The organism is Candidatus Methylomirabilota bacterium (genome assembly GCA_036002485.1).
GTDB lineage: Bacteria > Methylomirabilota > Methylomirabilia > Rokubacteriales > CSP1-6 > AR37.
The window spans coordinates 1-24,514 of the sequence record DASYTI010000146.1; the positions used below are offsets into that span (position 1 = coordinate 1).

Genomic DNA, 24,514 nt, shown 5'->3' on the forward strand with positions numbered 1-24,514 from the left:
CGGCTTGGCCCTGGCCCCGCCGGGCAATCCGGAGCTCGAAGGCCGGGTGCAGCGTGCGGTCCAGCGTGCCCGACCACCACGAGCGTATCGAGCCCTCCGTGCCCGCGACGTGGAGGAGCTGGTGGTATTCGAAGCCCGCCAGCGTCTCGGTAATGATCGCGTGAGCCTGGCCGGGGAAGCGCAGGACAGCGCTGAAGTTGGCGGACATGCCCGCGCGGCCGGACTCGGCCGCGCCAAACGCCTGCACCGAGAGCGGATCGCCGAGGCCCTCGAAGTACCACATGGTGAAGTCGAAGAAGTGCACCGGCTCCTCGAGGATCCACGAGCCGACGCGCTGGGCATCGTACCGCCAGCCGCCCGACCCCGGCCGGAACGGGAAGCGGAACAGCGAGAAGGCCAGATAAGCCGGCGTGCCGATCTCCCCGGCGTCGATCAGGGCCTTGACCTTACCGTACTGCGCCGAGAGACGCAGCTCGTGGCCGATGGTCAGGACGCGCCCGCTCTTTCGGGCAGCGGCGAGAAGCCTGTCGCAGTCCTCCATGGTGGTCGCCATGGGCTTCTCGAGCAGCACGTCCTTGCCTGCCTCGAGGGCGGCCGTGCCGACCTCGGCATGAAGGTGATTCGGTACCGCCACCGCGACGGCGTCGAGGTCGGGCCGGGCGAGAAGGCTTTGATAGCCAATGTCCACGGGCACCCCGGGGAAATCCTGTCGCGCGGCCGACGCGGTCGCTTCGCTCGCGCAGGCGATAGCGGCCAGGTCCGCGCCCGGCGCCTCGGCGATGGCCGCGGCATGATGCCGGCCCCAGAGACCGTAACCGATCAAGCCGAAGCGCACGGGCCGGCCCCTATCCTTTGAGGGCGCCGGTGACCAGCCCGCGCACCACGTATTTCTGAAGGGCCAGCACCAGGAACAGAGTGGGCAGCAGACCCAGGAGGCAAATGGCCATCATGAGGGTGAAGAACACGAAGTAGTCGGAGACCAGGCCGGCCAGGATCACGGGCACCGTCATGAACTCGGGGCGCGAGACGAGAATGAGCGGGATGAGCAGCTCGTGCCAGGAGATGATGAAGAGGATGACGCCGCAGGCGGCCAGACCCGGCGCGGACAGCGGCAAGACGATGCGCAGGAAGGCCTGCCAGCGGGTGCATCCGTCGATGCGGGCCGCGTCTTCGAGATCCGACGGGAAGGCCGAGAAGTAGGGCACGAGGATGAGGACGGCGTAGGGGAGGAGCAGACCCACCTCGGCCACCACGATGCCGCTGAGGGAGTTGAGCAGGCCGTAGCGACGGAACAGCACATAGAGCGGCACCATGAGCACGATCAGCGGCACCATCCGGCACACCACGCTCACCTGCAAGAGCGCCTGAGTCCAGCGAAGGCGCAGCCGGGCCAGCGCATAGGCCGACAAGCTGGCCGTCGCCAGCGTGACCATGGTCACGGCGAGGCCCACGAGCAGGCTATTGAGAAAGGCGGCGGGGAAGCGTTCCACTGACTTGGGTAGATACGTCACCTGCTCGAAGATCGGTCCCTTGCTCCGGCCGCCGGAGAGGATGAGCCGGAAGTTGGCCAGGGTGTACGCCTCGGGCAGCAGCGCGTGGACGTTCTTCTGCATGCTCTTCTCCGACTGGAGACTTCCCAGCACCACCGGGACCAGCGGCAGCAGGAGAAACGCGATGGCGCACAGGTTGGCTACCCACAGGAAAAGGCGCCGCGGAAATGACAGGCGAGTCATATTCGCCGTGCTATCTCTCCCTCTCCCCCATTGGGGGAGAGGGTAGGGTGAGGGGGTAGGAGCCTGGCCTCACGCATACTCGACACGACGGTAGACGAGCTTCACGTAGGCAATCGCGACGAGTCCGACAATCACGGCCAGCACCCACGCGGAGGCCGCGCCGAGCCCGATGTTGAAGGGCGGCTGAAAGGCCATGCGGTACGTGTACCAGGCGGCGACCCAGGTGTCATTGCCGGGGCCGCCCTGCGTGATGGCGAGGATCTCGTCGAAGACCATGAAGCTGAAGGTGGTGCGGAGGATCAGGGTCACGGCAATCACGGGCCGGAGCAGCGGCAGGGTGAGCCGCCACAGGCTCTGCCACGACGAGGCGCCGTCCACCGCCGCCGCCTCGTAGATCTGAGCGGGGATGCCCTGAATGGCCGCGTGGTAGAGAAGGATGTTGAACGGCGTGGTCCGCCACACATAGGCGACGATGACGGCGGCCGTGGCGAGCCGCGGATGGCCCAGCCAGTTGATGTAGTCGGTGATCAGCCCCAGCTTGTGGAGCGCCCGGTTCAGGTAGCCGTACTGGGCATTGACGATGAAGGACCACAGGAGCCCGTTGACCACGGGCGGCACCGCCCACGGGATCAGGATCAGGACGCGCGTGATCCGCGAGAGCCACACGCGCTCGTCGCTGATGGTCAGGGCGATGGCCAGACCGATCACGAGCTCGAGCACCACCGAAGCCACCACGAAGACCACGGTGTGGCGCAGAGAGAGCCAGAACACCTCGTCCTGGAACAGCCGCGAGAAGTTCGCCAGGCCGGCGAAGGGGAACTCGCCGGCGCGGAGGTGGCGGATGCTCACCTCGTGGAAAGAGAGATAGCCCGCGAAGCAGATGGGATAGGCGAGGACAAGGACAAGCCCCGCCAGAGTTGGAACATTGAGAAGGAACGCGAGCCGGCCCGCCGAGAGCTCGCCCCGCCTGCGCGCTCGACGCGGGCCGTGGTCGGGACGAACCGAGCTCTCCGCCCGGTCCGTCCCGGTTCCCGGCGTCATCAGCCCCGCTTGGCCGTGGCCAGCGCGGCGATCATGTTGTCACAGGCCAGATCGGCGCTGATCTTGCCCTGGAGACACGCGGTCAGCTCGACGTTGATGGCATCGCTCCAGCGCGGATACCACGGCTGGGCCACCGCCGGCACCACGTCGGCGAAGTTGGTCGCCTTCTTGAAGACGTCGAGGACCGTGGGCACATCCGCCCATTTCGCCCAGGCCTTGCGCAAGAGCTCGCTCTCCATCACCGACTGGTAGCCGCTGGCCAGCATGGCGTCCTGGGCCAGGCGCTGGGCCTGCGTGTACTCCCCGTTCTTGGTGCGCCCGCCGAGGTATTGCTGGAGCTTCCAGGCCCATTCCTTGTTCTTGGTGGCGCTGGTGAGGATGTAGAGCATGGTGTAGCCGATGGTCTTGCCGTCCCCGGGCAGCCCGAGCACGCGACCCTTGCCTGCGATGGGGGACTGCGCCTGATCGTTGATCAGGCTGATGTAGTAGTGGTGCAGGGTGCCGAGGAAGACGTGCTGGCCGGCATTGAATGCTTTGCAGGCGGGAATGAAGCGGAGGTTCAGCGAGTTGGGATCGGCCAGCTCCTCCTTGAAGGTGCTCTGCCACCACTTGAGGGTCTCGCGCGCCACTGATCCGGCGCCCAGCTGGGGAGCGAGCTGCTTGTCGAAGATGACGCCGCCGCGATTCCACGTCAGATTGAACCAGGTGCCGGGCAGCTGCTCGAAGCCGGCTCCCGCGATCCAGAGGATGGGATATTTCGCCACGCCGTCCTTCTTGGCCTTGCGCGCCTGCTCCACGAGCTCGGGATAGCTCCGGAACGGCTTGCCCTTGAACCCGGCCTTCCCCAGCAGCTCGTCGTTGTAGATGAAGATCCAGGCGGTGGAGAAGTAGGGCAGGCCCCACGTCTTACCGTCGCGCTGGGCGGCCGCCCGCGCGAACGGCGTGAAGTCCTTGACGTACTGGTCGACGCCGGGCAGTCCGTCGATGGGCACGGCAATGCCCTGCTGGATATAGCTCGCCAGGTACTGGATGGGCGAGAGGGAGACGTCCACCTCGTCGCCCGCGCCGAACATGGTGGTGAGCTTGGCCACCTGCGGCTCGACATTGGGCTCGATGATCTGGTTGAGCTTGATGCCCCAGTCGTCCTCGAACTGCTTGGAGATCTGCTCGTAGATCTTGCCGTACTGCCAGACCACGAAGGTGAGCTTCTGCGGGTTGCCCGGCGGACGCTGGGCCCACGGGGCGCCCTGGGCTGCTATGGCGCGGGGCCATAGCGCCCCGCCCGCCGCGGCGGCGGCGGCGCCCTGGACGAAGCGACGTCTGTCGAGTGAGGTGGGGGCTGTTGACGATGTGGACATGGGTGTTTCCTCCGCAACGCGAGTGCGTTCGACGTGAGCTGAGCTGCGGCAGGCTGGTGCCGCCACCACTCGGCCTACTTCGCCAGTGACCCGACGACAACCCGCTCGTAGAGGAGGCTCAGGATCTCGTCGATCGCCGCGGAGCTCCAGACGTCGAGCATGGGCGAGGCGAGCATGGCCGCGAAGTCCTTGCGCGCGCGGGTTTGAGTCTCCTCGGGGGTCTCGCCGGGGCGCGCCGTGGTCTGGTGGCCGCGGATCCTGTCCTTGTGATAGCAGGCGGGGAACTCGACATAGCGGTAGAGCTCGCGGAGGTCCTTGTCGTAGAAGACGGCCACGGGGATGGACTGGAAGGTCTGACCGTTCTTCTCGTTCAAGAACTCGGCCATGAGATCGGCATTGCTGTCGGGGGCCTCGGCCAGCGTGGGCTTGTTGCTTCGGCCGAACTTCTGGCCGTCGCGGTTGAAGATGCGGAGCTCGAGCCCGCCCGCCTCGGCCAGACGCGCCAGCGCGGGCACGTCGCGCCGGCAGTCCGACGACCACTCCTCGGAGATGACGAGCACCTTGGCGGGACCGCCCGGCTGGGCAGCCAGCCACTTGATCATGGCCGACTGCGCGTCGGTGAGCTTGACCTTCTGGTGGCGCTCGCGCAGGAAGCCGCTCTGATCCGTCCGCTTGCCGCCCAGGGAGCTCTCGCGCTGGAGATTGCCGGGGGTGGCCACATGCGCCATGTACTGCTCGAAGGTCATGCCTTTGGCGAAGCGGGCGGGAGTGACGACGCTCGGTTGGTGAGCCACGGGTGACCTCCTGTCCGCGTGAGACCTCAGAAAAGGCACGCGGAGTATAGCACCGGGAGTAGTCCTCGGCTCAGACGCGCGTGGAAAGCACCTCGCGGATGCGGTCGCGGATGGGGCGGTGGTGAGCATGGCTCATCTCGATGGCTTCGCGAATGAAGGCGGGCTCCGGAGGTTCCGGATGCCGCCGTCACCCACCGTGTTCACCGTGCTACCATGCCGCAGTCTTCGCGGAGCCTCGCCATTCCCTCAACCTCGTGCGAGCGTACAGGGGGCTACCAAGCTGCCGAAGGCTGATGAGTTGAGCGCCCTCTTTCCCGAAGAGCCGCTCGTCGAGAGCGCGCCTCTGGCCCACCGTCTCGCCCAGACGCACTGCCGTCCGCTGCCCGGGACGGGGGCGGACTGCGCCTGGTATCACGGCTTCTGGCAGTACCTGCGGCTCATGGGGCTGGCGAAGACGTCCGGCGGGCAAGGCGCCTTTCTGATGGAGACGCTGCGAGGGCTGGCCCGCGCCGGACAATCTCCGCGGGTGATGGTCTCGGGCTCCGCCGACTACTCGATGCCCGCCCACGCCCTGTGGGCTTACCGCCTGGAAAGCGCCGCCCTGCGGCTTGCCGTCGTGGACCGGTGCGAGACGCCCCTGGCCCTTTCTCGCTGGTATGCGGAAAGACACGGCGAGAGGATCTCGACCCATTGCCGTGATGTCCGTGATCACGAGCCTCCGGAACCCATGGATGTGGTCTTCACCAATTCCTTCCTGGGCAGCTTCGATGCCGCCGGCCGTCCACACCTGGTAGCGGCCTGGCGACGCCAGCTGCGGCACGGAGGCAAGGTGCTTTTCACGAACCGTCTGCGTCCTAACGCTGGCGCCGAGGCCCTCGGCTTCGATGGCGAGCAGGCTCGACGTTTCGCCGAAGCGGCGCGCCAGGAAGCGGAAGCCCGCCGCGCTACACTGGGCCTCGATCCGGACGAGGCCGTCCGCCAGGCTCGCGCCTATGCCGAGCGTTACCGGTCCTTCCCGGCTCGCTCGGTCGATGAGATCGCGCGGCTGCTGACGGAGGGCGGCTTCGCGATCGACCTCCTGGAGGTGACGACCAATCCGGGACGGCCGGGTTCAGCCGCGGTGTCGGGACCGTCCACCGCAGAGCGCGCCGACTACGCGCGGGTGATCGCCACCCGGCTCTGAGCGACGCGCCCGCGAGTCCCTTGGCGCCTCGATCACGCGGTCACCTCGCAGACGAAGTTCTCGAACTTGCCCGCGGCATTGCGCGGGATCTCGTCGCAGTAGGCGAAGCTGACCGCGAAGCGGTGAGGCAGGGACGTCTCGATGTAGATGCGGAGGGAGCGCTCCTCGGATGGGGTCAGGGGCCGCTCGGTGACGAGCCGCGCCTCGATCCGATCCAGGCTCTTCTGCACGAACTGGTGCTGCACGATGGGCGCCAGCTCGGTCAGCTTGCGCGAGCCGAAGGCCGGCCAGTAGCGCGCCCCCGTGGGCGCGACGAGGAGCGCATTGCGCTCGCGCCCGAGGATCCGGCGGAGCACGGGCAGGCCCCGACCACAGGGACAGGGCTCGCCAACCTCGGCGTAGTCGCCGAGCTCGTAGCGCAGGAGCGGCATCGCGTAGTTGTGGAGCGGCGTCACCAGCACGCGGCCCGTCTGGCCGGGCCCGCATGGTGCCCCCTCCTCGTCCACCACCTCGACGAGGATGCGCTCCGCCTGGACGTGATGGCTCTCGGAGGTGGGGCACTGGAGGGCGATGATGCCGACCTCCTGCGCGCTGTACACGTCGATGACGGGAGCGTCCCACGCGCGGGCGCACTCCTGCCGCGTCTCGGGATTGAGCACCTCGCCCATGGTGATCACGTGCTCCAGGTGGGGCAGCGTGATGCCGTGCTCCCGGCAATGCTCGGCGAGGAATCGGAGATTCGAGGGATACGTCAACAGGTAGTCGGGATCTTGCCGCGCGAGCCACTCGGCTTGCTCGGCGATGCTCGCGCTGATGCTGAGGGTGGCCGCGGGCCCCGTGATGAAGGGAAAGGTGGCGGTGTCGTCCCAGCGCGACTGGATCAAACCATGGGGATACTCGTAGTGCTGACCTCGGACGCGCCGGATGGTCACAAGCTTGCCGGAGAAATCGTGAGGATGCCACAGATAGTGGCGCAAGGTGATGGCCTTGCCGACCACGGCATCGAACATGGTTCCCCGCACCGTGACGGGCGTCCCCGTGGAGCCGGAGGTCTTGGTCGTGATGACCTTGCCGTGGCCGGAGGGAACCCTGCTGCTGGAAAGCTCGTCGGCCGCCCGCTGGATGTCCCGCCGGGTCAGGGGCGGGAGGTGGCGCCACCGCTCGAGATCCAGAGGGCGCGAGGGATCGAGCCCCGCGTCCCTGAGTCGCGGCCGGTGGAAGGGCACGGTGCCATGAGCGTGGGCGAGAAGAAGAGCGAGCTGACGCCGCTGGTGCTCAGCCAGCCGTTCGCCGGACCACCACTGGCTGTCTTCGAGGCGCTTCTGAAAGGTCAGATCGCCGGGCCCCGACGGCACCAATGGGCGGTCGGGATCACCGGGAATGCTCGACATCGAGGACTGGACGACGAAAGACTAGCGGCCCTTCCGGCGGCGCAATATCTGTAAACCCGTCAGCCCCGCCAGGAGGAGCGCGATCGTGGCCGGCTGAGACACGCGGCTTGGCGGCGTGACGCTCAGCGTGACCCGGTACGACTCGAACGAGCCGGCACTGAGTGCCTTGACGCCTAGCGTGAGCTGGCTGCCGAGTATCGGCCCCGCGATGTGTTTCGTACCGAGAGTGTCGAAGGTGATCGCATTGCCGAAATTGTTCTGGTCCGTGTAGAGGGCGGCCTGCAAGACCTGGAGGCAATTCTGCGAAGGAGGCGGAGGAGTGCAGCTAAGGCGCTGGACCTGGAAGTCGAAGCTCCCTCCGACGGGGAGGCCGGTGTAGTTCAGGAAGTCGATAGGATCGGGGAAGGGATTGCTGTTCCCGTTGTTGAATCCGTTGAAGATGTCACCGGCCGCGAAGAAGGGACCGAGAAGCTGACCCGGGAAGCTGTCGTTCCCATCAGGGGGGAAGCTCTCGTTGATCGTCCCCGCGCCTGCGGAAAGAGGCAGCGCGGCCACGGTCGTCGTGCCCAGCACGGTCCCCGCGATCTTCGACAGGTTGCCCATGGGTTCTCCCTCTGTCGGCAGCTATGTCACGGACAGGGCTCCGGGAAGAGATACGCAAGATTTGCGCCATACGAGAGTCATCCGTGAATTGAGGCGGTTACGAAGGGGGCGCCTGACACCTCAAACGAAACTGTAAGACTCTCCGACGATGGTCAAGCGGTAGGCCCGTCGCCGGCCACGGTGGTGCGGTGCATGATGCGCGTATAGCGATTGGAGTCCCACAGGCGGCCGCGGTGGAGCAGGCAGCGGTTGTCCCAGATGACGAGGTCGTGCTGGCGCCAGCGATGCTGGTAGATGTTTTCCGGGCGGGTGGCAATCTCGAGCAGCTCCTTGAGGATGGCGCGGCCTTCGGCCACGGGCATGCCCTCGATGTGCGAGGCGTGCGCGCCGATGTAGACGGTCTTTCGGCCATTGAGGGGATTGGCGCGGATCAGGGCCTGACGCACGGGCGGGTACATGTCCTCGGTCTCCTTGCCGAGCAGCGTCGGATCGATGAGCCCGCGCGAGTAGGCGAAGGAATGGATGGCGACCTTGCTTTCCAGCCCGCGCTGCATCTCCGCAGAGAGCGTGTCCCAGGCCACACGGCAGGAGACGAACTCCGTTTCGCCGCCCTCGGGCGGTACCGTGCGGCCGGAGAGCATGGAGGCCTGGGCCGGCACCTCTTTAAAGGATGAGTCGGTGTGCCACATCTGATTGCCGCTCTGGTAGAGCATGCGGCGATCGGACCAGTCCATGAGCTTGCCGTCCTCGTCGACATTGGCGAGCTCGACCAGGTTGGGATGCAGGCGGTCTTCCTTGCCCAGCGTCTTGACCGTCGTCTCCAGGGATCCGAAGCGGACGGCGAAGCGCATCTGCTCCTCGTCGGTGAAAGGCTGGTCGTGGAAGACGAGGAGGGAATGCTCGTTGAACGCCTCCCAGATGTGCGCCCAGGTGCCGTCGTCGAGGGGCTGGCGCAGATTCGCGCCGCTGATCTCCACGCCGAACTTGGGGTGGAGCCGCGTCATGCCGAGGGTGCCCGTCGAGGTCGCCATCGAAGCCTCCTGGCCCGCGAAGCATTCTGAAGAATTGCGCTCGATGATGCTGTGCGCTCGCGGAACTGTCAAGGCGGCCCCTTGACAAGGTCGTCGACGGCGCTTACAAGAACGTCACCTTCTGCACAAAGGAGAGCCCACATGTCCAAAGCCTTCCGATGGATCCTTCTCTCCGCTGGCGTCCTCGCTCTCGCCCTGGCCCTTCAGCCGGCCTCGGCCGCCGACGTGAAGGTGACGCTGTGGCGGCTCAAGACCTACATTCCGCCCGCCGACAAGATCCTCGACACGAGCATCCAGGAGTGCGGCAAGAAGATCGGCGCCGAGGTGACGATACAGACCTATACCTTCGACGACATGTGGACCAGGTACACCGCGGCCATCGAGAGCAAGACGCTGCCCGACGTGGCGGAGCTGGACGCGGTCGGGCCGGCGCGGCTGGCCAATCTGGGGCGGCTCTCGGACGTGTCGGACCTGGTGGGCACGGTGACGAAGGAGCTGGGCGACCTGGCCCAGAATGCCGAGGGCGCCGTCAAGTTCGGCGGCAAGTTCTATGCGGTGCCGCACTACGCGATCCCCCTCATCCTGTTCTATCGGAAGGACCTGCTCGAGAAGGTAGGCGCCCAGCCTCCCGACACGTGGGAAGCCATCAACGAGATCTCCGTCAAGATCAAGAAGGCGGGGCTCCAGGACTTTCCTCAGGGCTTCCCGTGGAATCGGACGGGCGACGGTTATGATCCCGCCATGAGCCTGCTCTGGTCCTACGGCGCGGCGTGGGTGGACAAGAGCGGGAAGTTCATCGGCATTCCCAAGGACAAGGCCGTCCAGGCCATCAAGGTGGTGACGCCGGCCTATGTGACGGACAAGACCGCGGCCTTCGACTATCTGTCCTGGTCGGGCTCGGCGAACAACGAGGCCTTCATGGCCGGCAAGATCGCCTTCACGCCCAATGGGCCGAGCATTCTCTTCCAGGAGGACTCGACGAAGCACCCGTTGCGGAAGGACACCGCGATCAAACTCATGCCCAAGGGGCCGGTCGGGCGCAACCTGGCCCTGACCTTCGTGATGAACTGGGGCATTCCCGTGGACGGCAAGCAGCAGAAGGAGGCGAGAGCGCTCGTGGCCTGCCTCATGTCCAAGGAGAAGTTCACCACGTACATGACGGGCTCCTTCCAGCAGGCCGTGCCGCTCTTCAAGAGCCTGATCAACCACGAGTACTGGAATACGCGGGACGGCAAGGTCATCGCGGAGACAGTGAAGCTCGGCCGGCCCGTGGGCTGGCCGGGGCCGACGACGCCGGCGGCGGCGGAAGTGGTCTCGAGCAACGTGCTCACGGACATGATGACGCGGGTGATCGTGGACAAGGTGACGCCCGAGAAGGCGGTAGAGGAGGCGGACAAGCGGATCAAGGAGATCTACGACCGCCTGCCCATCAAGTGAGGGGATCTCTTGAGTAAGATTCTTACGCAGCCCGCGGCGACGGTGCCGCGGGCTGCGGGCCCCGCCTGGTTCCGGGTCAATCGCGTCCAGGAGAGGCTGCTCGGCTATGCCCTGATCGCTCCCATCGCGCTCCTGATCGTTGCCCTCATCGCCTATCCCTTTCTGAACGCGATCTGGCTCTCCCTGACCGAGAAGATGGTGGGCTATCCCGCCCACTTCGTGGGGCTCAAGAACTACGCCACGCTCTACGAGAGCCCGCGCTTCCGCATCGTGGCCTGGAACAGCGTGGTCTACACGGTGGGCTCGATCAGCGCCAAGCTCGTGATCGGGATGGTCATGGCCGTGGCCCTCCAGAAGGCCGTGCGGGGGAATCAGCTCCTGCGCGGGTTCCTCCTCCTGCCGTGGGTGATCCCGACCGTGGTCATCGCGCTCACGTGGCGCTGGCTCCTGGATCTCTACCGCGGCCTCTTCAACGTCGGGCTCCACGACCTCGGCATCATCGGGGCGGGCATCCACTGGCTGGGCAATCCCGATCTGGCCATGCTCTCCGTCATCATGGCGAATGTCTGGCGCGGCTTCCCCTTCTTCGGCGTGTCCTTCCTCGCGGCCATGCAGACGGTGCCCCAGGATCTCTACGACGCCGCCTCGGTGGACGGCGCCTCCGCGTGGCAGCAGTTCTGGCGGGTGAGCCTGCCCTCGATCAAGGGCGTGGTCGCCATCGTCACGCTGCTGAGCACCATCTGGACGCTCAACGACTTCAATATCGTCTACATCATGACCCGCGGGGGTCCGGGGGCGGCCACCCACATCTTCGCCACGTACTCCTACGAGCTCGGCATTCAGTCCCAGCGGTGGGGCATGGCCATGGCGGCCAGCATGTACTCGCTGCCCGTCATCGCGCTGCTCATCGTGTTCGTGGTCCGCTATCTGCACCGAGAGGAGCCCGCCTCGTGAGCGGGCGCGTCCTCCGGTGGCTCGCCGTGGGAATCCTCCTCCTGCTCGTGGCCGTGCCCCTCTACTGGATCGTCGTCACCTCGCTCAAGACGGGGCGGCAGATCCTCATGTCCCAGGCCATCTACATCGCCTCCCCCTTCACCCTCGAGAACTATCGCTATCTCTTCGAGGAGACGCGCTTCGCCCTCTGGCTCCGCAACAGCGCGGTGACGGCGGTGGCGAGCACGATTGTCTCGCTGGCCATCGGCGCGGCGGGGGCCTATGCGCTGACGCGCCTCCGCTTCGCCGGGCGGCGTGTCTTCGGCGCCCTCGTGCTCATCACCTATCTCGTGCCGCCCGGCCTCATGTTCATCCCGCTCTACCGGACCTTGATCCAGATTGGCTACACGAATTCCCTGGGCACGCTGATCCTCGCCTATCCGACTTTCCTGGTGCCGTTCGTGACGTGGCTCCTCATGGGGTTCTTCCGCTCCATCCCCAGGGAGCTCGAGGAGGCCGCGCTGGTGGACGGCGCCACCCGGCTGCAGACGCTGTGGAGGATCGTGCTGCCCCTGGCCGCGCCGGGGCTGCTCGCCGCGGGGCTCTTCTGCTTCACCCTGTCGTGGAACGAGTTCCTCTACGCCTTGATCTTCATCGCGGATGACAGCCTCCGGACATTGCCCGTCGGTCTCTCGGAGTTCGTCGTCTCCGACTTCGCGTTCTGGGGGCAGCTCATGGCCGCGGCCGCCCTCGCGTCGCTTCCCGTGGTTCTCGTCTACATCTATCTCCACAAGTACATGGTGGGCGGCCTGACGGCGGGCGCCGTCAAGGGCTAGCAGGCCTCGCAGGCGGCTCAAAAAGGTCCAGATGCGAGGCGGCGCCCGAAGGCCGCAGGTGAGGCGTACTCTCTGTACGTTGAACCTGCGGCCGAGGGCGCCAACGAAGCAGATGGGCCTTTTTCAGCTGCCTGATCAGATGCAGACGAGCTGGCCGGCCCGCCTCACGAGGACGCAGGGCGGATAGCCGAACCCGGGATAGGGAGCGCCGAGGTACGGGTAGCCCGGGTAGAACGGATAGCCGAAGTACGGGTAGGGGGAGTACAGCGCTCGCGCCTCCTCGGCTTCGCGAGCGAGCTCGGCCGCGGTGCCGAGGCTGCTCGCCAGGAGCTCGCGGACCGGCTCGGTGAGCGGCGGCCCGCGAAGGACCTCGAGGGCGTGGTCGATCTGCTGGGCCAGCCGCGGGTCCATGGGCCGGGCGCGGAAGGCCGCGAGCTGTTCGGCGGCTCGGGCGGCATCGTTCTTCCTCAGATAGGAGAGGCCCAGATAGAGCAGAGCGGTGGGCTCGTTGGGGCTCGCCGCCAGTGCCTTCTGCAGGGTCGCCACGGCCTGGTCGAGGTCGCCCCGCTTGTACTGCGTCACGCCCAGTCCCACCAGCGCGCTGGCCCGCCTGGGATCCTTGGCGAGGGCCTCGTTGAAGTAGCGCTCGGCCTCGAGGTAGCGTCCCTGACGAAGCGCCGACTCTCCCTTTTCAACCGTGGTGGCGCAGCCCGCGGTCAGCGTCATGGCGATCAAGAGCGTCAGGGCAGTCCTCATGATCGCGGGGCCTGTTCAGAGCAGGGGGAAGGCGCTCAGGGCGCCGGCTTCGGTGACGAGCCGCGCCTCGCGAAGATACGACGCGTCGAGCTGGCTATAGCTCGTCACGCCGAGAAGGCCCAGGCAGATCCTGATCTCCTCCTCGAGGATCTCGAGGGCGCGCTCGAGCCCGGCCTGACCGGCGGCGGCCAGGCCCAGACACTGGAGGCGCCCGAGCCCCACGCACTGGGCGCCGAGGGCGATGGCCTTCACGATGTCGGTGCCGCGCAGGAAGCCGCCGTCGACCATGACGGCGGCGCGGCCATTGACGGCCCGCACCACCTCGGGCAGAACCTCGAGCGAGCCCAGGCCATGGTCGAGCTGGCGGCCGCCGTGGTTCGAGACGTACACGACCTCCACGCCATGATCGCACGCGATGTCCGCGTCTTCCGCGGTGGCGATGCCTTTCAGGATGAGCGGGATATCGTGAACGTCCTTGAAGCGCTTGACCTGATCCCAGGAGAGGGCGGCCTGCCATTCCATGCCGCGGGCGGCCTGGCGCCACGGCTTGACGAAGCGCTTGTCGAGGTCGCGCTCACGGCGGCTGTAGTGGGCCGAGTCCACCGTCATGCAGAAGACGGTGTAGCCGTTGTCCCGCGCGCGCTTGACGTGATCGTCGACGAAGGCGTCGTCACCGCGGACATAGAGCTGAAAGATGCGGTAGTTGTCCGCGGCGGCCGCGGTCGCCTCCAGCCCGGGGTTGCAGGCGCTCGACAGCATGTGCGGTACGCCGAAGGCCCCCGAGGCCTTGGCCGACGTGGCGCCGCCTCCGGGCGTGAAGCTCTCCACCGAGCCGACGGGCGCGAGCATGACGGGCAGGCGCACGGGCCGCCCCATGAAGGTCGAGGTGGAGTCCACCTTGGAGGTGTCACGCAGCACGCGCGGACGGAAAGCCATCGCGTCGATGGCCGCGCGGTTCCGTCTGAGGGTGGTCTCGGTCTCGGTGCCGCCCATCATGTAGTCCCATGGCCCGTCGGCCAGGTTGCGCCGCGCGGCGCGGGCAATCTCGTGAAGCGTCTGGAACTGCTCGTCGAGGTTCGAGGGCATGAGGGCTCCTTTGAGAGTGTTTCCAAGTCTGCCTTCGCCCTTGACGGAAGTCAAAGCAGACCGCGCGTGCTATTCTCGGGCTCGCGAGCGCTGTCATGATCCGTACGCGCACTCTTCTCACCGCCCTCTTCGTTCTGGCCGCGGTGTCCTCCGCGCTGGGCGAGGAGCCCGAACGTCTCCTCTGGAAGTTCCAGAGCGTCTCCTGGTACAACCGCTTCTCCACGAATTCCACGGTGGGTCCCGTCGTCCTGGGCCCCACGGCGATCTTCGGCGGGACCTATGCCTACCAGAACACGACGGAGTCGAAGCTCGCCATGGTCGATCTCGCGAGCGGCCAGGCGCGCTGGCGCTTCGAGCGCGCGGGCCCGCTCGGCCCCGTGGCGGTGGCCGGCGGGGCCATCGCCCTCGGCAATGGCGATGCCGTCCTCCTGCTCGATCTGGCATCCGGCCGCCTGCGCTGGGAGGGCAAGGGAAGCGTGCAGGCCCTGGCCATCGCCGGCGAGGTCGTGCTGGCCACGGACAACGGCTCCCTGCGCGCCCTCGAATTGAACACGGGGAAGGAACGCTGGCGGGTCAAGGCTTCAAGCGAGCCGGTGGTGGCGGGAGATACGGCGTATGTGCTCGATGGGCGTCGGCTGCGCGCGCTCGACTCGCTCGTGGGAGCGGAGCGCTGGAGTCTCGATCTGTCCGCGGATCTCTCTTATCCGCATTCGCTACGCGGTGACCACCTCTATCTGCTGGGCTCGCGGACCCTCGGGTCCATCAATGTGAGGACGCGCGCCGTCGAGTGGGTACTCCCGCTCGAGAGTGCCCTCGCGGCGCCCCTCACGGTGACCGACGATGTCCTCTACTTCACGACTCAGGATCCGGCGAGCGGAGCCTATTGGTTCCGCGCCGTCGACGTGGCGACCCAGCGGGATCGCTGGCGCGTGAGCCTCAGCTCGCGCGCGCCCATGGCCCCCACCGTGCTCCCCTCCCTGGTGCTCACGGGCGCGAGCGCCGAGAAGGAGAGCCTCGTCGCGGTCAATCGCGCGACGGGGGCGGTGGCGTGGCGGGCCCGCGTGGGCACCGTCTCGGCCCAGCCTGTCCTGAGAGGCGAGGTGCTGTACGTGGCGGGCCAAGGGCCCAAGCGCCTCTATGCGCTCAGCGTCGGCACGGGCGTCGAGCGCTGGAGCGTGATGCTGAATGGCTGGCCCCTCGGCGCTGTGCTCACCGCGGACAGCAAGCTCCTCGTGAGCACCGACGATCTCACCCTCTACGCATTCCGCACCGAGTAGCGCGGCTTCGCGCGCAGGAAACGCAGCGGCTGCCTCGACCTCGTAATCGACACGGCAGTCACCCGTCGCTTGCACCGCTACCTTCTAGCCTGGCCTCGGATGCACCCCCTCACCCTGCCCTCTCCCCCAATGGGGGAGAGGGATCAAAATTAAGAGCGCAGCACTCCGGAGCAGTTTTCATCCCTCTCCCCCGTCGCGGGGAGAGGGCGGGGTGAGGGGCAGCCAGGAGTATCCTCGTCAAGCCTTGACGGCGAGAGTGTCTACCTTCACGTCGGTCGCGGCCGCGACCGTGCGATAGAGGGGTCAGCGGCTCTTCCAGACCTCCACGAGCTCGTCCGCCTGCCCCTGGCTCACCCCGCGGAGCGCGAACGAGACGTTGATGCACTGGAAGCGATTGGGCTCCGCATCGCTGCGGATGCCCTCGATGGTCACCTCCATGCTCTCGAGCGGCACCTTCTGCTCGATGGCGTACTTCTCGATGAGGGTGACGCCGCACGAGGAGATGCCCGCGAGGAAGGCCTCGCCATTCGTCACCGCCTCGTTGGGCCCCGACGGCGAGTCGAGGATGAAGTGCTGCTGCCGCGCGCTGTTGAGGGAGCGGCCCGGCGTGCCGCTCGAGGAGGACCGCACCGTATCGATCTTCACGCCCTGGGCCATGGAGTACACCTCCCGTGGTAAGGTGTCGAGTCTCACGCGTGAGCATACCTCAACCGGGAGGATTCGAGATGCTGGGTGTGGTGGCGACGATCAAGGTGAAGCCGGGAATGGAGAAGGAGTTCGAGGCGGTCGCGAAAGAGCTGGTGGCCAAGGTGAACGCCCATGAGCCCGGCTGCAAGCTGTACGCGCTCCACCATCATGGGGAGACGCCGGGCACCTATGTCTTCATGGAGCGCTATACCGACCAGGCGGCCGTGGAGGCGCACCGCGCGAGCGAGCATTTCAAGACGCTCGGCCGCAAGATGGGCGAGTACATGGATGGCCGGGCCGAGGTCTTGCGTCTGCGCGAGGTCGAGTAGGCTCTCGTCGGCGGCGCGGGCCGGATCGATCAGCCGTGCCGCCGGCTATGTGTCTTTCCGACTAGTTCCCATACCCACGCCAGCAGGAATGTTCCGCTTCGAGCGCCGGCTTTGCCGGCGCAATCTGTTCGGGGGGAGGCTTCGGAAGGGGGGCGGAGCCCCCCTCCGAGCTACCTAGGTGCGGGCGGGCAGGATCAGCGAGACGCGGCAGCCGTGCTCGCGGCCTCCCTGGCCATTGGCGGGGCCGATGACAATGCGCCCGCCGTGCACCTCGGCCACCCGATGGGCGAGGGTGAGGCCGAGTCCGAAGCCATGGGTGGGCCCCTCGGGCGTGCGCGCCTTGTCGAGGCGGTAGAAGGGCGCGAGGACGCGCTCGCGCTCCTCGGGGGGAATGCCCGCGCCTTCGTCGGTCACCGAGAGCACCACGTCTGACCCCTCGCGCTCCGCGGCCAGCGTGATGGGCGGCGCCCCGTACTTGGCGGCGTTCTCGATGAGGTTCCACACCGCCCGCCTCAGGAGCGCGGGATCGGCCACGCACTCGACGGAGGCGCTCCCGCCCAGGGAAACCGTGAGCCCGGCCGTGGCCGGATCGCGGCTCGCCCGCTCGGCGAGATCGGCCATGATCTGCCGCGCGTCCATCCTCGACGGATGGGGCGGCAGTCCCGTGGCGTCGAGGCGCGCTGTGGTCAGCACGTCCTCGATCAGCCGCTCGAGCTCGTCCAGGTCCGCCTCCACGTCGTGCAGACGCGCATCGGCCTCCTCGTCGCGCGGGAGGAGCTCGAGGGCGACCCGGATGCGCGTGAGGGGCGAGCGAAGCTCGTGCGAGACATTGGCCATGAGCTCTTTCTGCCCGGCGACGAGCCGCTCGATGCGCTCGGCCATGTCATTGAAGGCCTGCGTCAGCTCCGCCAGCTCGTCGCCCCTGGACGGTGGGCGGCGGCGCCACCATGTCCGCTGGTCGAGGGGCACGCGAGCGGCGAGATCACCCGTACCGAGCCGCCGCACGGCGGCGGTGAGACGCTCCAGGGGCCGGGAGATGCGGCGCGCCAGGAGGGCGGCGGCGCCCGCGAACATGACCACCATGAGGCCGAGCATCATGGCCGGGCGGGTCAAGCCGCGCCAGCGCGCGCGGCGATGGGCGGTGGTCTCGACGGTGCCGATGACCGCGCCCGTCTTCGGATCGCGGACGGGGCTCGCCACCGACCATTCCGGGTCCGGCCGCACCATGCGGAGCCCCGTGCGTACCTGGGCCAGTTGCTCGGCGGTGAAGGTGGGCGGCTCCGCGCCGGCGCCGGCCACCACGCGCCCCTCGAGATCGCGCACCACGAGGTCGAGCTCCAGGTCCTTGTGGATCTGCTGCACCCGGCGGGCGAGGGCTGGACGATCTCCGAAGGCCTCGCCCACCAGTGAGGCGACGTGACGCGAGGTGCGGCCGGAGGACTCCTGCACGAAGGCCCCGCGCGCGGTGAAGGCGAAGAGCAGGCTGACCGCGATCGCCACGACGAGCAGCCCGCCCAGGAAGTGAAGGTAGATGCGCGCGAAGAGCCGGCGCACTCAGTCGGCCTCACCCGCCAGCATGTAGCCGACGCCGCGCACCGTCTTGATGTAGCGGGGCTCCTTGGGATCGGGCTCGAGCTTGGCGCGGAGCTTGGCGATGTGCACATCGATGGAGCGGTCGAAGGCCTCCGCCTGACCCTTGAGGGCGTCGAGGATCTGCTCCCGGGTCAGGACGCGGCCCGCCGCCCGCGCCAGGGTGGCCAGGAGCTCGAACTCGTGGTGGGTGAGCACGCGGCGCTTGCCGCTGACCGTGACCTCGCGCGCGGCGAAGTCGAGCTCCAGCCGGCCCACGCGAAGCTTCGGCGGTGGCGGCGTCGCCACGGGGCTCGTCCGGCGCAGCACGGCCCGCACTCGGGCCACGAGCTCGCGCGGGTTGAAGGGCTTGGCGAGGTAGTCGTCGGCGCCGAGCTCGAGCCCGACCACCTTGTCCACGTCTTCGCCCTTGGCCGTGAGCATGATGATGGGCAGGCCGGACAGGTCGGGGGTGGCGCGGATGCGCCGGCAGACCTCGAGGCCGTCCATGCCGGGGAGCATGAGGTCGAGGAGGACGAGCTCGGGGCGGCGCTTGTTGAGGGCGGTGAGCCCCCGTGGTCCATCGCCGGCCACGGTCACGTCGATATCGTGCTTGCCGAGATATTCGGTCACGAGGGCGCCCAGGCGGGCGTCGTCGTCGATGAGCAGCGCGGAGATGCGGTGGGGCACGCGGTTATCCTCTCATGCTCGGCGGGCCTTTCATGCCCGGCTGGCTTCTCACGGCAGCTCTCCTCGGGAAGGTTGCCAAGGCGGCCCCGGCTCCGTATCGCCGAGGTTCGGGGATGGCCGTGAAGCCGGTGTGTGGTCCGTGTAAAGAAGTATGAAGGTACTGGGCCAATTTGCTTCGCCAGTTCTACTCAGCCCTCGCCTCGCGACGCCCAGGGGCCGCCGCTCAGCTCGAACGGCGTCAGCCCTCGCCTCGCGACGCCCAGGGGCCGCCGCTCCGCTCGAACGGCGTCAGCCCTCGCCTCGCGACGCCCAGGGGCCGCCGCTCAGCTCGAACGGCGTCAGCCCTCGCCTCGCGGCAGGGCCGCTCAGCTCGAACGGCCACGTTCTCGGTCGCCAGCGACGCTCAACGTACATACAGGTACGCTAGGCAAAGCTGGCTCCCTCGGGCGTGGCTTTTCGAGCTGAGGGCGTAGCCCGAGGCGAGAGCGGGGTTGATGTGGCTCGCAACTTGACCCAGTCCCAGCGCTGCACCGAGTTGTTCCGGGTTGCACCGAGGTGGCCGGGACGTTATTATCTAGTTGGTTACTTACTGATGGCCGTGCTCTCCGTCCTGAGACCTCGTCCGCAGCCCGCTGGGCGCCATCCCGAGCGCACCCGCGAGCGCATCCTCATGGCCGCCCTCAAGGAATTCTCGGCCAAGGGCTTCGCGGGCGCGCGCGTCGACCGCATCGCCCGCCGGGCGCGGATCAACAAGCGAATGCTCTACCACTACTTCGGCAACAAGGAACACCTCTTCCGCGAGATCCTGACCCGCAAGGTGCGCGAGCGCTCGGCCTGGGCGGTGACGGCCCCCGACGATGCCGCCGAAAGCCTCGCCTTCTGGTTCGATGCCGCCTGCCGGGATCTCGACTGGGTGCGGCTCATGGAGTGGGAGGCGCTGAGCGCGGCCGAGGGCGTGGTCGCCGTCGATGCCGAGCGCCGCGCGGCCTTCGCCCTGGGCGTCTCGCAGGTGCGCGAGCGACAGGCGCGCGGCCTTCTGCGCGCTGACCTCGATCCCGGCCATTTCCTGCTCGCCATGGTAGCCCTGACCACCTTTCCCGCGGCCTTTCCACAGTTCACGCGACTGCTGACGGGGCTCAAGCCGACGGACCCGGCCTTCGTGGCCCAGCATGGCGCGTTCCTGCGGCGGCTCGCCGGGGCCTTGCGACCCCAGCAAACTCCCGCGGCCAGGGTGGAGGTTCGATGATTTTCGAGCCGAGACGCTGCCCGCTGTTCGAGTTGAGCGAGGGCCTGAAGCCGGCGCGAGACGAGAGCTGGCTTGATCCCGCAGGCGTGGCAATTCGAGCTGAAGGGCGAAGCCGTGAGGCGAGAGCTGAGTGGAACAGCGGCGAGGCGAGGGCTGAACTTGTCATGAGCCGGCGCTGGATGGCCGCGCTCATCCTCTGCGTGTCCGCGCTCGCTGTCGCGTGCTCCAAGGGCGACGACGCGGGCAAAGCCAAGGCGGCGGCTCGCCCCCCTGCCGTGGCCGTCACCGCGGCGCCGGTCGAGATCCGCGACGTGCCCGTGCAGATCCAAGCCATCGGCAACGTCCAGCCCCTGGCCACTGTGTCCGTCTACTCCCTGGTCGGTGGCCAGATCTTCAAGGTCCACTTCAACGAGGGCCGAGACGTGAAGGCGGGCGACGTCCTCTTCTCCATGGATCCGCGCCCGTTCGAGGCGGCGCTGGCGCAGGCGCAGGCGACCATGGGGCAGCATCAGGCGCAGGTGGCGCAGGCCGAGGCGAACCTCGTGCGAGATCAGGCCCAGTACGAGAACGCCCGCGTGGGCGAGGAGCGCTACCGGCGCCTCGTGGACGGCGGCTTCGTTGCGCGCGAGCAGTACGATCAGTACGCCACGACGCTCAAGACGGCACAGGCGACCGTGGACGCCGATCGTGCCGCCCTGGCCAATGCCAAGGCGCTGGTGCAGGCCGACGCGGCCATGGTGGAGAACGCGAAGGTGCAGCTGAGCTACACGACCATCCGGGCCCCCATCGCGGGCCGGACGGGCAACCTGCTCATCCACCAGGGCAACGTGGTCAAGGCCAACGACATCGGCAATCCGCTGGTCGTGATCAATCGCATCCACCCGATCTACGTCACCTTCGCGGTGGCCGAACGCTTCCTCGATCAGATCAAGGTGGAGCGAGCGAGGGGCACCCTCGTGGTGGACGCCATCCCCCAGGGGCAGACGGTGACGACTCGGGGCAGCCTGAGCTTCGTCAACAACACCGTCGACACGACCACGGGCACCATCCAGCTCAAAGCCACCTTCGAGAACACGGACGACGTCCTCTGGCCCGGACAGTTCGCCACGGTGGTCCTGACCGTGCGCACCGAGCCGGGCGCGCTCGTGGTGCCGTCACAGGCGATCCAGGCCGGCCAGCAGGGGCAGTACGTCTTCGTGGTCAAGCCCGACTCGACCGTGGAGTCGCGCCCCGTGATGGTCGCCTTCGCGAACGGGCCCGTGACGGTGGTGCGACAGGGCGTGCGGGCCGGCGAGCGGGTGGTGACGGACGGCCACATGCGCCTGGTGCCCGGCTCGCGCGTCGACGTCAAGCCCTCCGGCCCCACTCAGCCGGCGGCGGCGCCCGCCTCGACGCCACGATGAGCACCGACCTCTTCATCCGGCGTCCCGTCATGACGACCCTGCTCATGGCCGGGCTCCTGATCTTCGGCTTCATGGCGTACCGGCAGCTTCCCGCGAGCGACCTGCCCAACGTGGACTTCCCCGTCATCCAGGTCGCCGCGAGTCTGCCCGGCGCGAGCCCCGACACCATGGCCTCCGCCGTGGCCACACCGCTCGAGCGCCAGTTCTCGACCATCGCGGGCATCGACTCGATGACGTCCACGAGCGCCCTCGGCCTGACCCAGATCACGGTGGTGTTCACGCTCGATCGCAGCATCGACGCGGCCGCCCAGGACGTCCAGGCCGCCATCGCGGCCACCCTGCCCCTTCTTCCTCCGGGCATGCCGACGCCGCCCTCCTACAAGAAGGTGAATCCGGCGGACCAGCCCGTCCTGTACCTCGCGCTGAGCTCGCCCACCTTGCCGCTCTACACCGTGGACGAGTACGCCCAGACCATGCTGGCCCAGCGCATCTCCACCATCAGCGGTGTCGCCCAGGTGCAGGTCTTCGGATCGCAGAAGTACGCGGTGCGCGCCCAGCTCGACCCGCGGGCCATGGCCACCCTCGGCGTGGGCATCGACGAGGTGCAGAACGCCATCGCCCAGTCCAATGTCAACCTGCCCACGGGCACGATCTACGGCCAGTACCAGTCCTTCAGCGTCCAGGCCACCGGGCAGCTCACCAATGCCCAGGCCTACCGGCCGCTCATCGTCGCGTATCGCAATGGCTCGCCCGTCAGGCTCGAGCAGCTCGGCCGGGTCATCGATAGCGTCCAGACCGACAAGGTAGCTTCCTGGTACAAGGACGAGCGCGCGGTCATCCTGGCCATCCAGCGCCAGCCCGGCACCAACACCATCGAGGTGGTGGATTCGATCAAGAAGATCCTGCCCACCTTCACGGCCCAGCTGCCCGCCTCCGTCAACCTCAACATCCTGTACGACCGGTCCGTTTCCATCCGTTCTTCGGTCGAGGACGTCCAGTTCACCCTGCTCCTGGCCATCGCGCTCGTGGTCCTGGTCATCTTTCTCTTCTTGCGGAACATCTCGGCCACCATCATCCCGAGCCTCGCTCTGCCCCTGTCGATCATGGGGACGTTCGCGGCGATGCAGATGCTCGGCTACACCATCGACAACCTCTCGCTCATGGCCCTGACCCTGGCCGTGGGTTTCGTGGTGGACGACGCCATCGTCGTGCTCGAGAACATCGTGCGCCACATGGAGCACGGGATGGGGCGCATGGAGGCGGCCCTGCTGGGCTCGCGCGAGATCGGCTTCACCATCGTGTCCATGACCCTGTCCCTGGCCGCTGTGTTCATCCCGGTCCTGTTCATGGGGGGCGTGGTCGGCCGGCTCCTCCATGAGTTCGCCGCCGTCATCGGCGTCGCCGTCATCGTCTCGGGGGTGGTGTCACTCACCCTGACGCCGATGCTGTGCAGCCGGTTCCTCAAGCCTCCGGCCGCGACCCACGGCCGCCTCTACCGGGCATCGGAGCGGGTCTTCGAGGGAATGCTCCGGACCTACCGGTGGACGCTCGAGGCCGTCCTCCGCCATCCATCAATGATGATCGTCGTCTTCGTGGCCACCCTGGTGGCCACGGTGGGACTCTTCATGGTGGTGTCGAAGGGCTTCATCCCCGACGAGGATACCGGGCAAATCTTCGCCTTCACCGAGGCGGCCCAGGACATCTCCTTCGACAGCATGGTGGCCCATCAGCGGGCGGCCGCCGACATCGTGCTGAAGCAGCCCTACGTGAGCTCGTTCATGTCCTCGATCGGAGCCAGCAACACGAGCGTGGTGCCGAATACGGGACGGCTCTTCATCCGGCTCAAGCCACGGGCGGAGCGGCCCGGAGTGGACGAGATCATCCGGGACTTGCGCGTCAAGCTCACCGGCATCCCCGGCTTCAACGTGTACCCGCAAAAGCTGCCCACCATCAGGATCGGCGGCAACTTGACCAAGGCCGCCTTCCAGTACACGCTGCAGGACGCCGACCTGCCGACCCTCTACCAGTGGGCGCCCGTGCTGCTGGAGAAGATGCGCCTGGTTCCTGGCCTGCTCGACGTCAACTCCGACCTTCAAGTCACGAGCCCGCAGGTGCTGGTGGAGATCGACCGCGACCGTGCTTCAGCGCTCGGCGTCACCGCCACCCAGATCGAGGCCGCCCTGAACAATGCCTACGGCGCGCCCCAGATCTCCACCATCTACACGCCGACCAACCAGTACTGGGTGATGATGGAGCTCCTGCCCCAGTACAAGGACGATCCGGACGCCCTCGGCATGCTCTACATCCGCTCGAGCACGGGCAAGCTGGTGCCCCTGAACGCGGTGGCCAAGCTCAGGCGGACGGTGGGCCCGCTCACCGTCAACCACCTGGGCCAGCTGCCCGCCGTGACGATCTCCTTCAACCTCAGGCCCGGGGTGGCGCTGGGCGACGCGGTGAACGAGATCCGCAACCTCGAGCGGGAGCTGCGGATGCCCGCCACCCTGACCACGAGCTTCCAGGGGACCGCGCAGGCCTTTCAGTCCTCCGTCAAGGGACTGGGACTTCTGCTCCTCGCCGCCGTCCTCGTGATCTACCTGATCCTCGGCATCCTGTACGAGAGCTTCATCCACCCCCTGACCATCCTTTCCGGTCTGCCGTCGGCGGGGGTGGGCGCGCTCTTGACCCTGCTCATCTTCCGCGAGGAGCTGAACCTGTACGGCTTCGTGGGGATCATCATGCTCGTGGGCATCGTGAAGAAGAACGCGATCATGATGATCGACTTCGCGGTGGATGCGCAGCGCGAGGGTAAGTCGCCGCGCGAGGCGATCTTCCAGGGCTGCCTGCTCCGCTTCCGACCCATCATGATGACCACCATGGCCGCCCTCATGGCCACCCTGCCCATCGCCATCGGCGCCGGCGCGGGCGGCGACTCGCGGCGCACCCTCGGGCTCTCGGTGGTCGGCGGGCTCATCCTCTCCCAGCTCCTCACGCTCTACATCACGCCAGTGATCTATCTGCAGCTCGAGGGCTTGCGGCAGCGCGTGGGCGGCTGGCGCGACCTGTGGCGTCGGCTCCATCCCACGCGGGCCGAGGGGCTCCGCCTGCCGTCGTCAGGCACCGCCGGCAAGTAG

The 24,514-nt window shown here is 67.4% G+C and carries 22 protein-coding genes; 9 read left to right on the forward strand and 13 right to left on the reverse strand.

From position 1 onward, the window contains the following. The 5 genes from VGT00_14275 to VGT00_14295 form a co-directional block, all read right to left on the reverse strand. Positions 1-835 (reverse strand): Gfo/Idh/MocA family oxidoreductase (locus VGT00_14275; protein ID HEV8532583.1); only part of this gene is annotated, 835 nt, incomplete at its 3' end. A gap of 10 nt (positions 836-845) precedes the next feature. Then, positions 846-1,733: a carbohydrate ABC transporter permease gene (locus VGT00_14280; protein ID HEV8532584.1), complete on the reverse strand. Its 888-nt coding sequence runs from the start codon at positions 1,731-1,733 to the stop codon at positions 846-848. Positions 1,734-1,802: 69 nt separating this feature from the next. Further along, positions 1,803-2,774: a sugar ABC transporter permease gene (locus VGT00_14285; GenBank protein ID HEV8532585.1), complete on the reverse strand. Its 972-nt coding sequence runs from the start codon at positions 2,772-2,774 to the stop codon at positions 1,803-1,805. After that, complete coding sequence (locus tag VGT00_14290; protein ID HEV8532586.1) at positions 2,774-4,132, reverse strand: extracellular solute-binding protein; 1,359 nt, start codon at positions 4,130-4,132, stop codon at positions 2,774-2,776. Before VGT00_14290 ends, VGT00_14285 begins: the two co-directional genes overlap by 1 nt. 74 nt (positions 4,133-4,206) lie before the next feature. Continuing rightward, positions 4,207-4,926, reverse strand: a complete 720-nt coding sequence (locus VGT00_14295) for a thioredoxin family protein (GenBank protein ID HEV8532587.1) — start codon at positions 4,924-4,926, stop codon at positions 4,207-4,209. 298 nt (positions 4,927-5,224) lie between these two features. Here VGT00_14295 and VGT00_14300 point away from each other — a divergent pair, with 298 nt between their 5' ends. Then, positions 5,225-6,109, forward strand: coding sequence for a class I SAM-dependent methyltransferase (locus VGT00_14300; GenBank protein HEV8532588.1), 885 nt, complete (start codon positions 5,225-5,227; stop codon positions 6,107-6,109). 32 nt (positions 6,110-6,141) lie between these two features. Here the strand turns inward: VGT00_14300 and VGT00_14305 are convergent, their stop codons facing one another. The 3 genes from VGT00_14305 to VGT00_14315 all read right to left on the reverse strand — a co-directional run bounded on the left by VGT00_14305 (position 6,142) and on the right by VGT00_14315 (position 9,134). Next, positions 6,142-7,500: a phenylacetate--CoA ligase family protein gene (locus tag VGT00_14305; protein ID HEV8532589.1), complete on the reverse strand. Its 1,359-nt coding sequence runs from the start codon at positions 7,498-7,500 to the stop codon at positions 6,142-6,144. Between the two features lie 21 nt (positions 7,501-7,521). Then, the gene (locus VGT00_14310; GenBank protein ID HEV8532590.1) at positions 7,522-8,103 is read right to left on the reverse strand and encodes a hypothetical protein; all 582 of its coding nucleotides are present in this window, start codon (positions 8,101-8,103) and stop codon (positions 7,522-7,524) included. A 152-nt stretch (positions 8,104-8,255) separates the two neighbouring features. Next, entirely contained in the window at positions 8,256-9,134 is an 879-nt protein-coding gene (locus VGT00_14315; protein HEV8532591.1) for a TauD/TfdA family dioxygenase, read from the reverse strand. 141 nt (positions 9,135-9,275) lie between these two features. Between VGT00_14315 and VGT00_14320 the strand changes: the two genes are divergently transcribed. From VGT00_14320 to VGT00_14330, 3 genes are read left to right on the forward strand one after another with little or no spacing between them, the layout of a single operon-like run. Next, positions 9,276-10,571 carry an extracellular solute-binding protein gene (locus VGT00_14320; protein HEV8532592.1) on the forward strand — a complete coding sequence of 432 codons (1,296 nt, stop codon included), beginning with the start codon at positions 9,276-9,278 and terminating at the stop codon, positions 10,569-10,571. A gap of 9 nt (positions 10,572-10,580) precedes the next feature. Further along, complete coding sequence (locus VGT00_14325) at positions 10,581-11,525, forward strand: sugar ABC transporter permease (GenBank protein HEV8532593.1); 945 nt, start codon at positions 10,581-10,583, stop codon at positions 11,523-11,525. Then, a complete protein-coding gene (locus VGT00_14330; GenBank protein HEV8532594.1) occupies positions 11,522-12,340 on the forward strand; it encodes a carbohydrate ABC transporter permease in 819 nt (272 codons plus the stop codon). Before VGT00_14325 ends, VGT00_14330 begins: the two co-directional genes overlap by 4 nt. A gap of 135 nt (positions 12,341-12,475) precedes the next feature. Here VGT00_14330 and VGT00_14335 read toward each other — a convergent pair whose 3' ends face one another. Next, positions 12,476-13,096: a tetratricopeptide repeat protein gene (locus VGT00_14335; protein HEV8532595.1), complete on the reverse strand. Its 621-nt coding sequence runs from the start codon at positions 13,094-13,096 to the stop codon at positions 12,476-12,478. Positions 13,097-13,111: 15 nt separating this feature from the next. Beyond that, complete coding sequence (locus tag VGT00_14340; protein HEV8532596.1) at positions 13,112-14,182, reverse strand: alpha-hydroxy acid oxidase; 1,071 nt, start codon at positions 14,180-14,182, stop codon at positions 13,112-13,114. A 95-nt stretch (positions 14,183-14,277) separates the two neighbouring features. Between VGT00_14340 and VGT00_14345 the strand changes: the two genes are divergently transcribed. Continuing rightward, positions 14,278-15,459 (forward strand): PQQ-binding-like beta-propeller repeat protein, encoded by a 1,182-nt coding sequence (locus tag VGT00_14345; GenBank protein HEV8532597.1) that lies wholly within the window; start codon positions 14,278-14,280, stop codon positions 15,457-15,459. 303 nt (positions 15,460-15,762) lie between these two features. Here the strand turns inward: VGT00_14345 and VGT00_14350 are convergent, their stop codons facing one another. After that, entirely contained in the window at positions 15,763-16,116 is a 354-nt protein-coding gene (locus VGT00_14350; protein ID HEV8532598.1) for an OsmC family protein, read from the reverse strand. Positions 16,117-16,184: 68 nt separating this feature from the next. Here VGT00_14350 and VGT00_14355 point away from each other — a divergent pair, with 68 nt between their 5' ends. Further along, on the forward strand, positions 16,185-16,475 hold the full coding sequence (locus tag VGT00_14355; protein HEV8532599.1) for a putative quinol monooxygenase: 291 nt from the start codon (positions 16,185-16,187) through the stop codon (positions 16,473-16,475). 174 nt (positions 16,476-16,649) lie between these two features. On the opposite strand, the gene VGT00_14360 is transcribed toward VGT00_14355, so the two are convergent. Next, on the reverse strand, positions 16,650-18,029 hold the full coding sequence (locus tag VGT00_14360; GenBank protein HEV8532600.1) for an ATP-binding protein: 1,380 nt from the start codon (positions 18,027-18,029) through the stop codon (positions 16,650-16,652). After that, positions 18,030-18,734, reverse strand: coding sequence for a response regulator transcription factor (locus VGT00_14365; protein ID HEV8532601.1), 705 nt, complete (start codon positions 18,732-18,734; stop codon positions 18,030-18,032). A 592-nt stretch (positions 18,735-19,326) separates the two neighbouring features. Between VGT00_14365 and VGT00_14370 the strand changes: the two genes are divergently transcribed. From VGT00_14370 to VGT00_14380, 3 genes are all read left to right on the forward strand, one after another. Beyond that, positions 19,327-19,980 carry a TetR family transcriptional regulator gene (locus VGT00_14370; protein HEV8532602.1) on the forward strand — a complete coding sequence of 218 codons (654 nt, stop codon included), beginning with the start codon at positions 19,327-19,329 and terminating at the stop codon, positions 19,978-19,980. Positions 19,981-20,144: 164 nt separating this feature from the next. Next, complete coding sequence (locus VGT00_14375; protein HEV8532603.1) at positions 20,145-21,383, forward strand: efflux RND transporter periplasmic adaptor subunit; 1,239 nt, start codon at positions 20,145-20,147, stop codon at positions 21,381-21,383. After that, entirely contained in the window at positions 21,380-24,514 is a 3,135-nt protein-coding gene (locus VGT00_14380) for an efflux RND transporter permease subunit (protein ID HEV8532604.1), read from the forward strand. The genes VGT00_14375 and VGT00_14380 overlap by 4 nt, the downstream gene beginning before the upstream one ends.

Bases quoted from the DNA above. Each gene is read 5' to 3' on its own strand.
- VGT00_14375 (HEV8532603.1), top strand. From the start codon at position 20,145: ATGAGCCGGCGCTGGATGGCCGCGCTCATCCTCTGCGTGTCCGCGCTC.
- VGT00_14355 (HEV8532599.1), top strand. From the start codon at position 16,185: ATGCTGGGTGTGGTGGCGACGATCAAGGTGAAGCCGGGAATGGAGAAG.
- VGT00_14315 (HEV8532591.1), bottom strand. From the start codon at position 9,134: ATGGCGACCTCGACGGGCACCCTCGGCATGACGCGGCTCCACCCCAAG.
- VGT00_14335 (HEV8532595.1), bottom strand. From the start codon at position 13,096: ATGAGGACTGCCCTGACGCTCTTGATCGCCATGACGCTGACCGCGGGC.
- VGT00_14305 (HEV8532589.1), bottom strand. From the start codon at position 7,500: ATGTCGAGCATTCCCGGTGATCCCGACCGCCCATTGGTGCCGTCGGGG.
- VGT00_14290 (HEV8532586.1), bottom strand. From the start codon at position 4,132: ATGTCCACATCGTCAACAGCCCCCACCTCACTCGACAGACGTCGCTTC.
- VGT00_14350 (HEV8532598.1), bottom strand. From the start codon at position 16,116: ATGGCCCAGGGCGTGAAGATCGATACGGTGCGGTCCTCCTCGAGCGGC.
- VGT00_14320 (HEV8532592.1), top strand. From the start codon at position 9,276: ATGTCCAAAGCCTTCCGATGGATCCTTCTCTCCGCTGGCGTCCTCGCT.
- VGT00_14285 (HEV8532585.1), bottom strand. From the start codon at position 2,774: ATGACGCCGGGAACCGGGACGGACCGGGCGGAGAGCTCGGTTCGTCCC.
- VGT00_14380 (HEV8532604.1), top strand. From the start codon at position 21,380: ATGAGCACCGACCTCTTCATCCGGCGTCCCGTCATGACGACCCTGCTC.
- VGT00_14340 (HEV8532596.1), bottom strand. From the start codon at position 14,182: ATGCCCTCGAACCTCGACGAGCAGTTCCAGACGCTTCACGAGATTGCC.
- VGT00_14280 (HEV8532584.1), bottom strand. From the start codon at position 1,733: ATGACTCGCCTGTCATTTCCGCGGCGCCTTTTCCTGTGGGTAGCCAAC.
- VGT00_14370 (HEV8532602.1), top strand. From the start codon at position 19,327: ATGGCCGTGCTCTCCGTCCTGAGACCTCGTCCGCAGCCCGCTGGGCGC.
- VGT00_14345 (HEV8532597.1), top strand. From the start codon at position 14,278: ATGATCCGTACGCGCACTCTTCTCACCGCCCTCTTCGTTCTGGCCGCG.
- VGT00_14310 (HEV8532590.1), bottom strand. From the start codon at position 8,103: ATGGGCAACCTGTCGAAGATCGCGGGGACCGTGCTGGGCACGACGACC.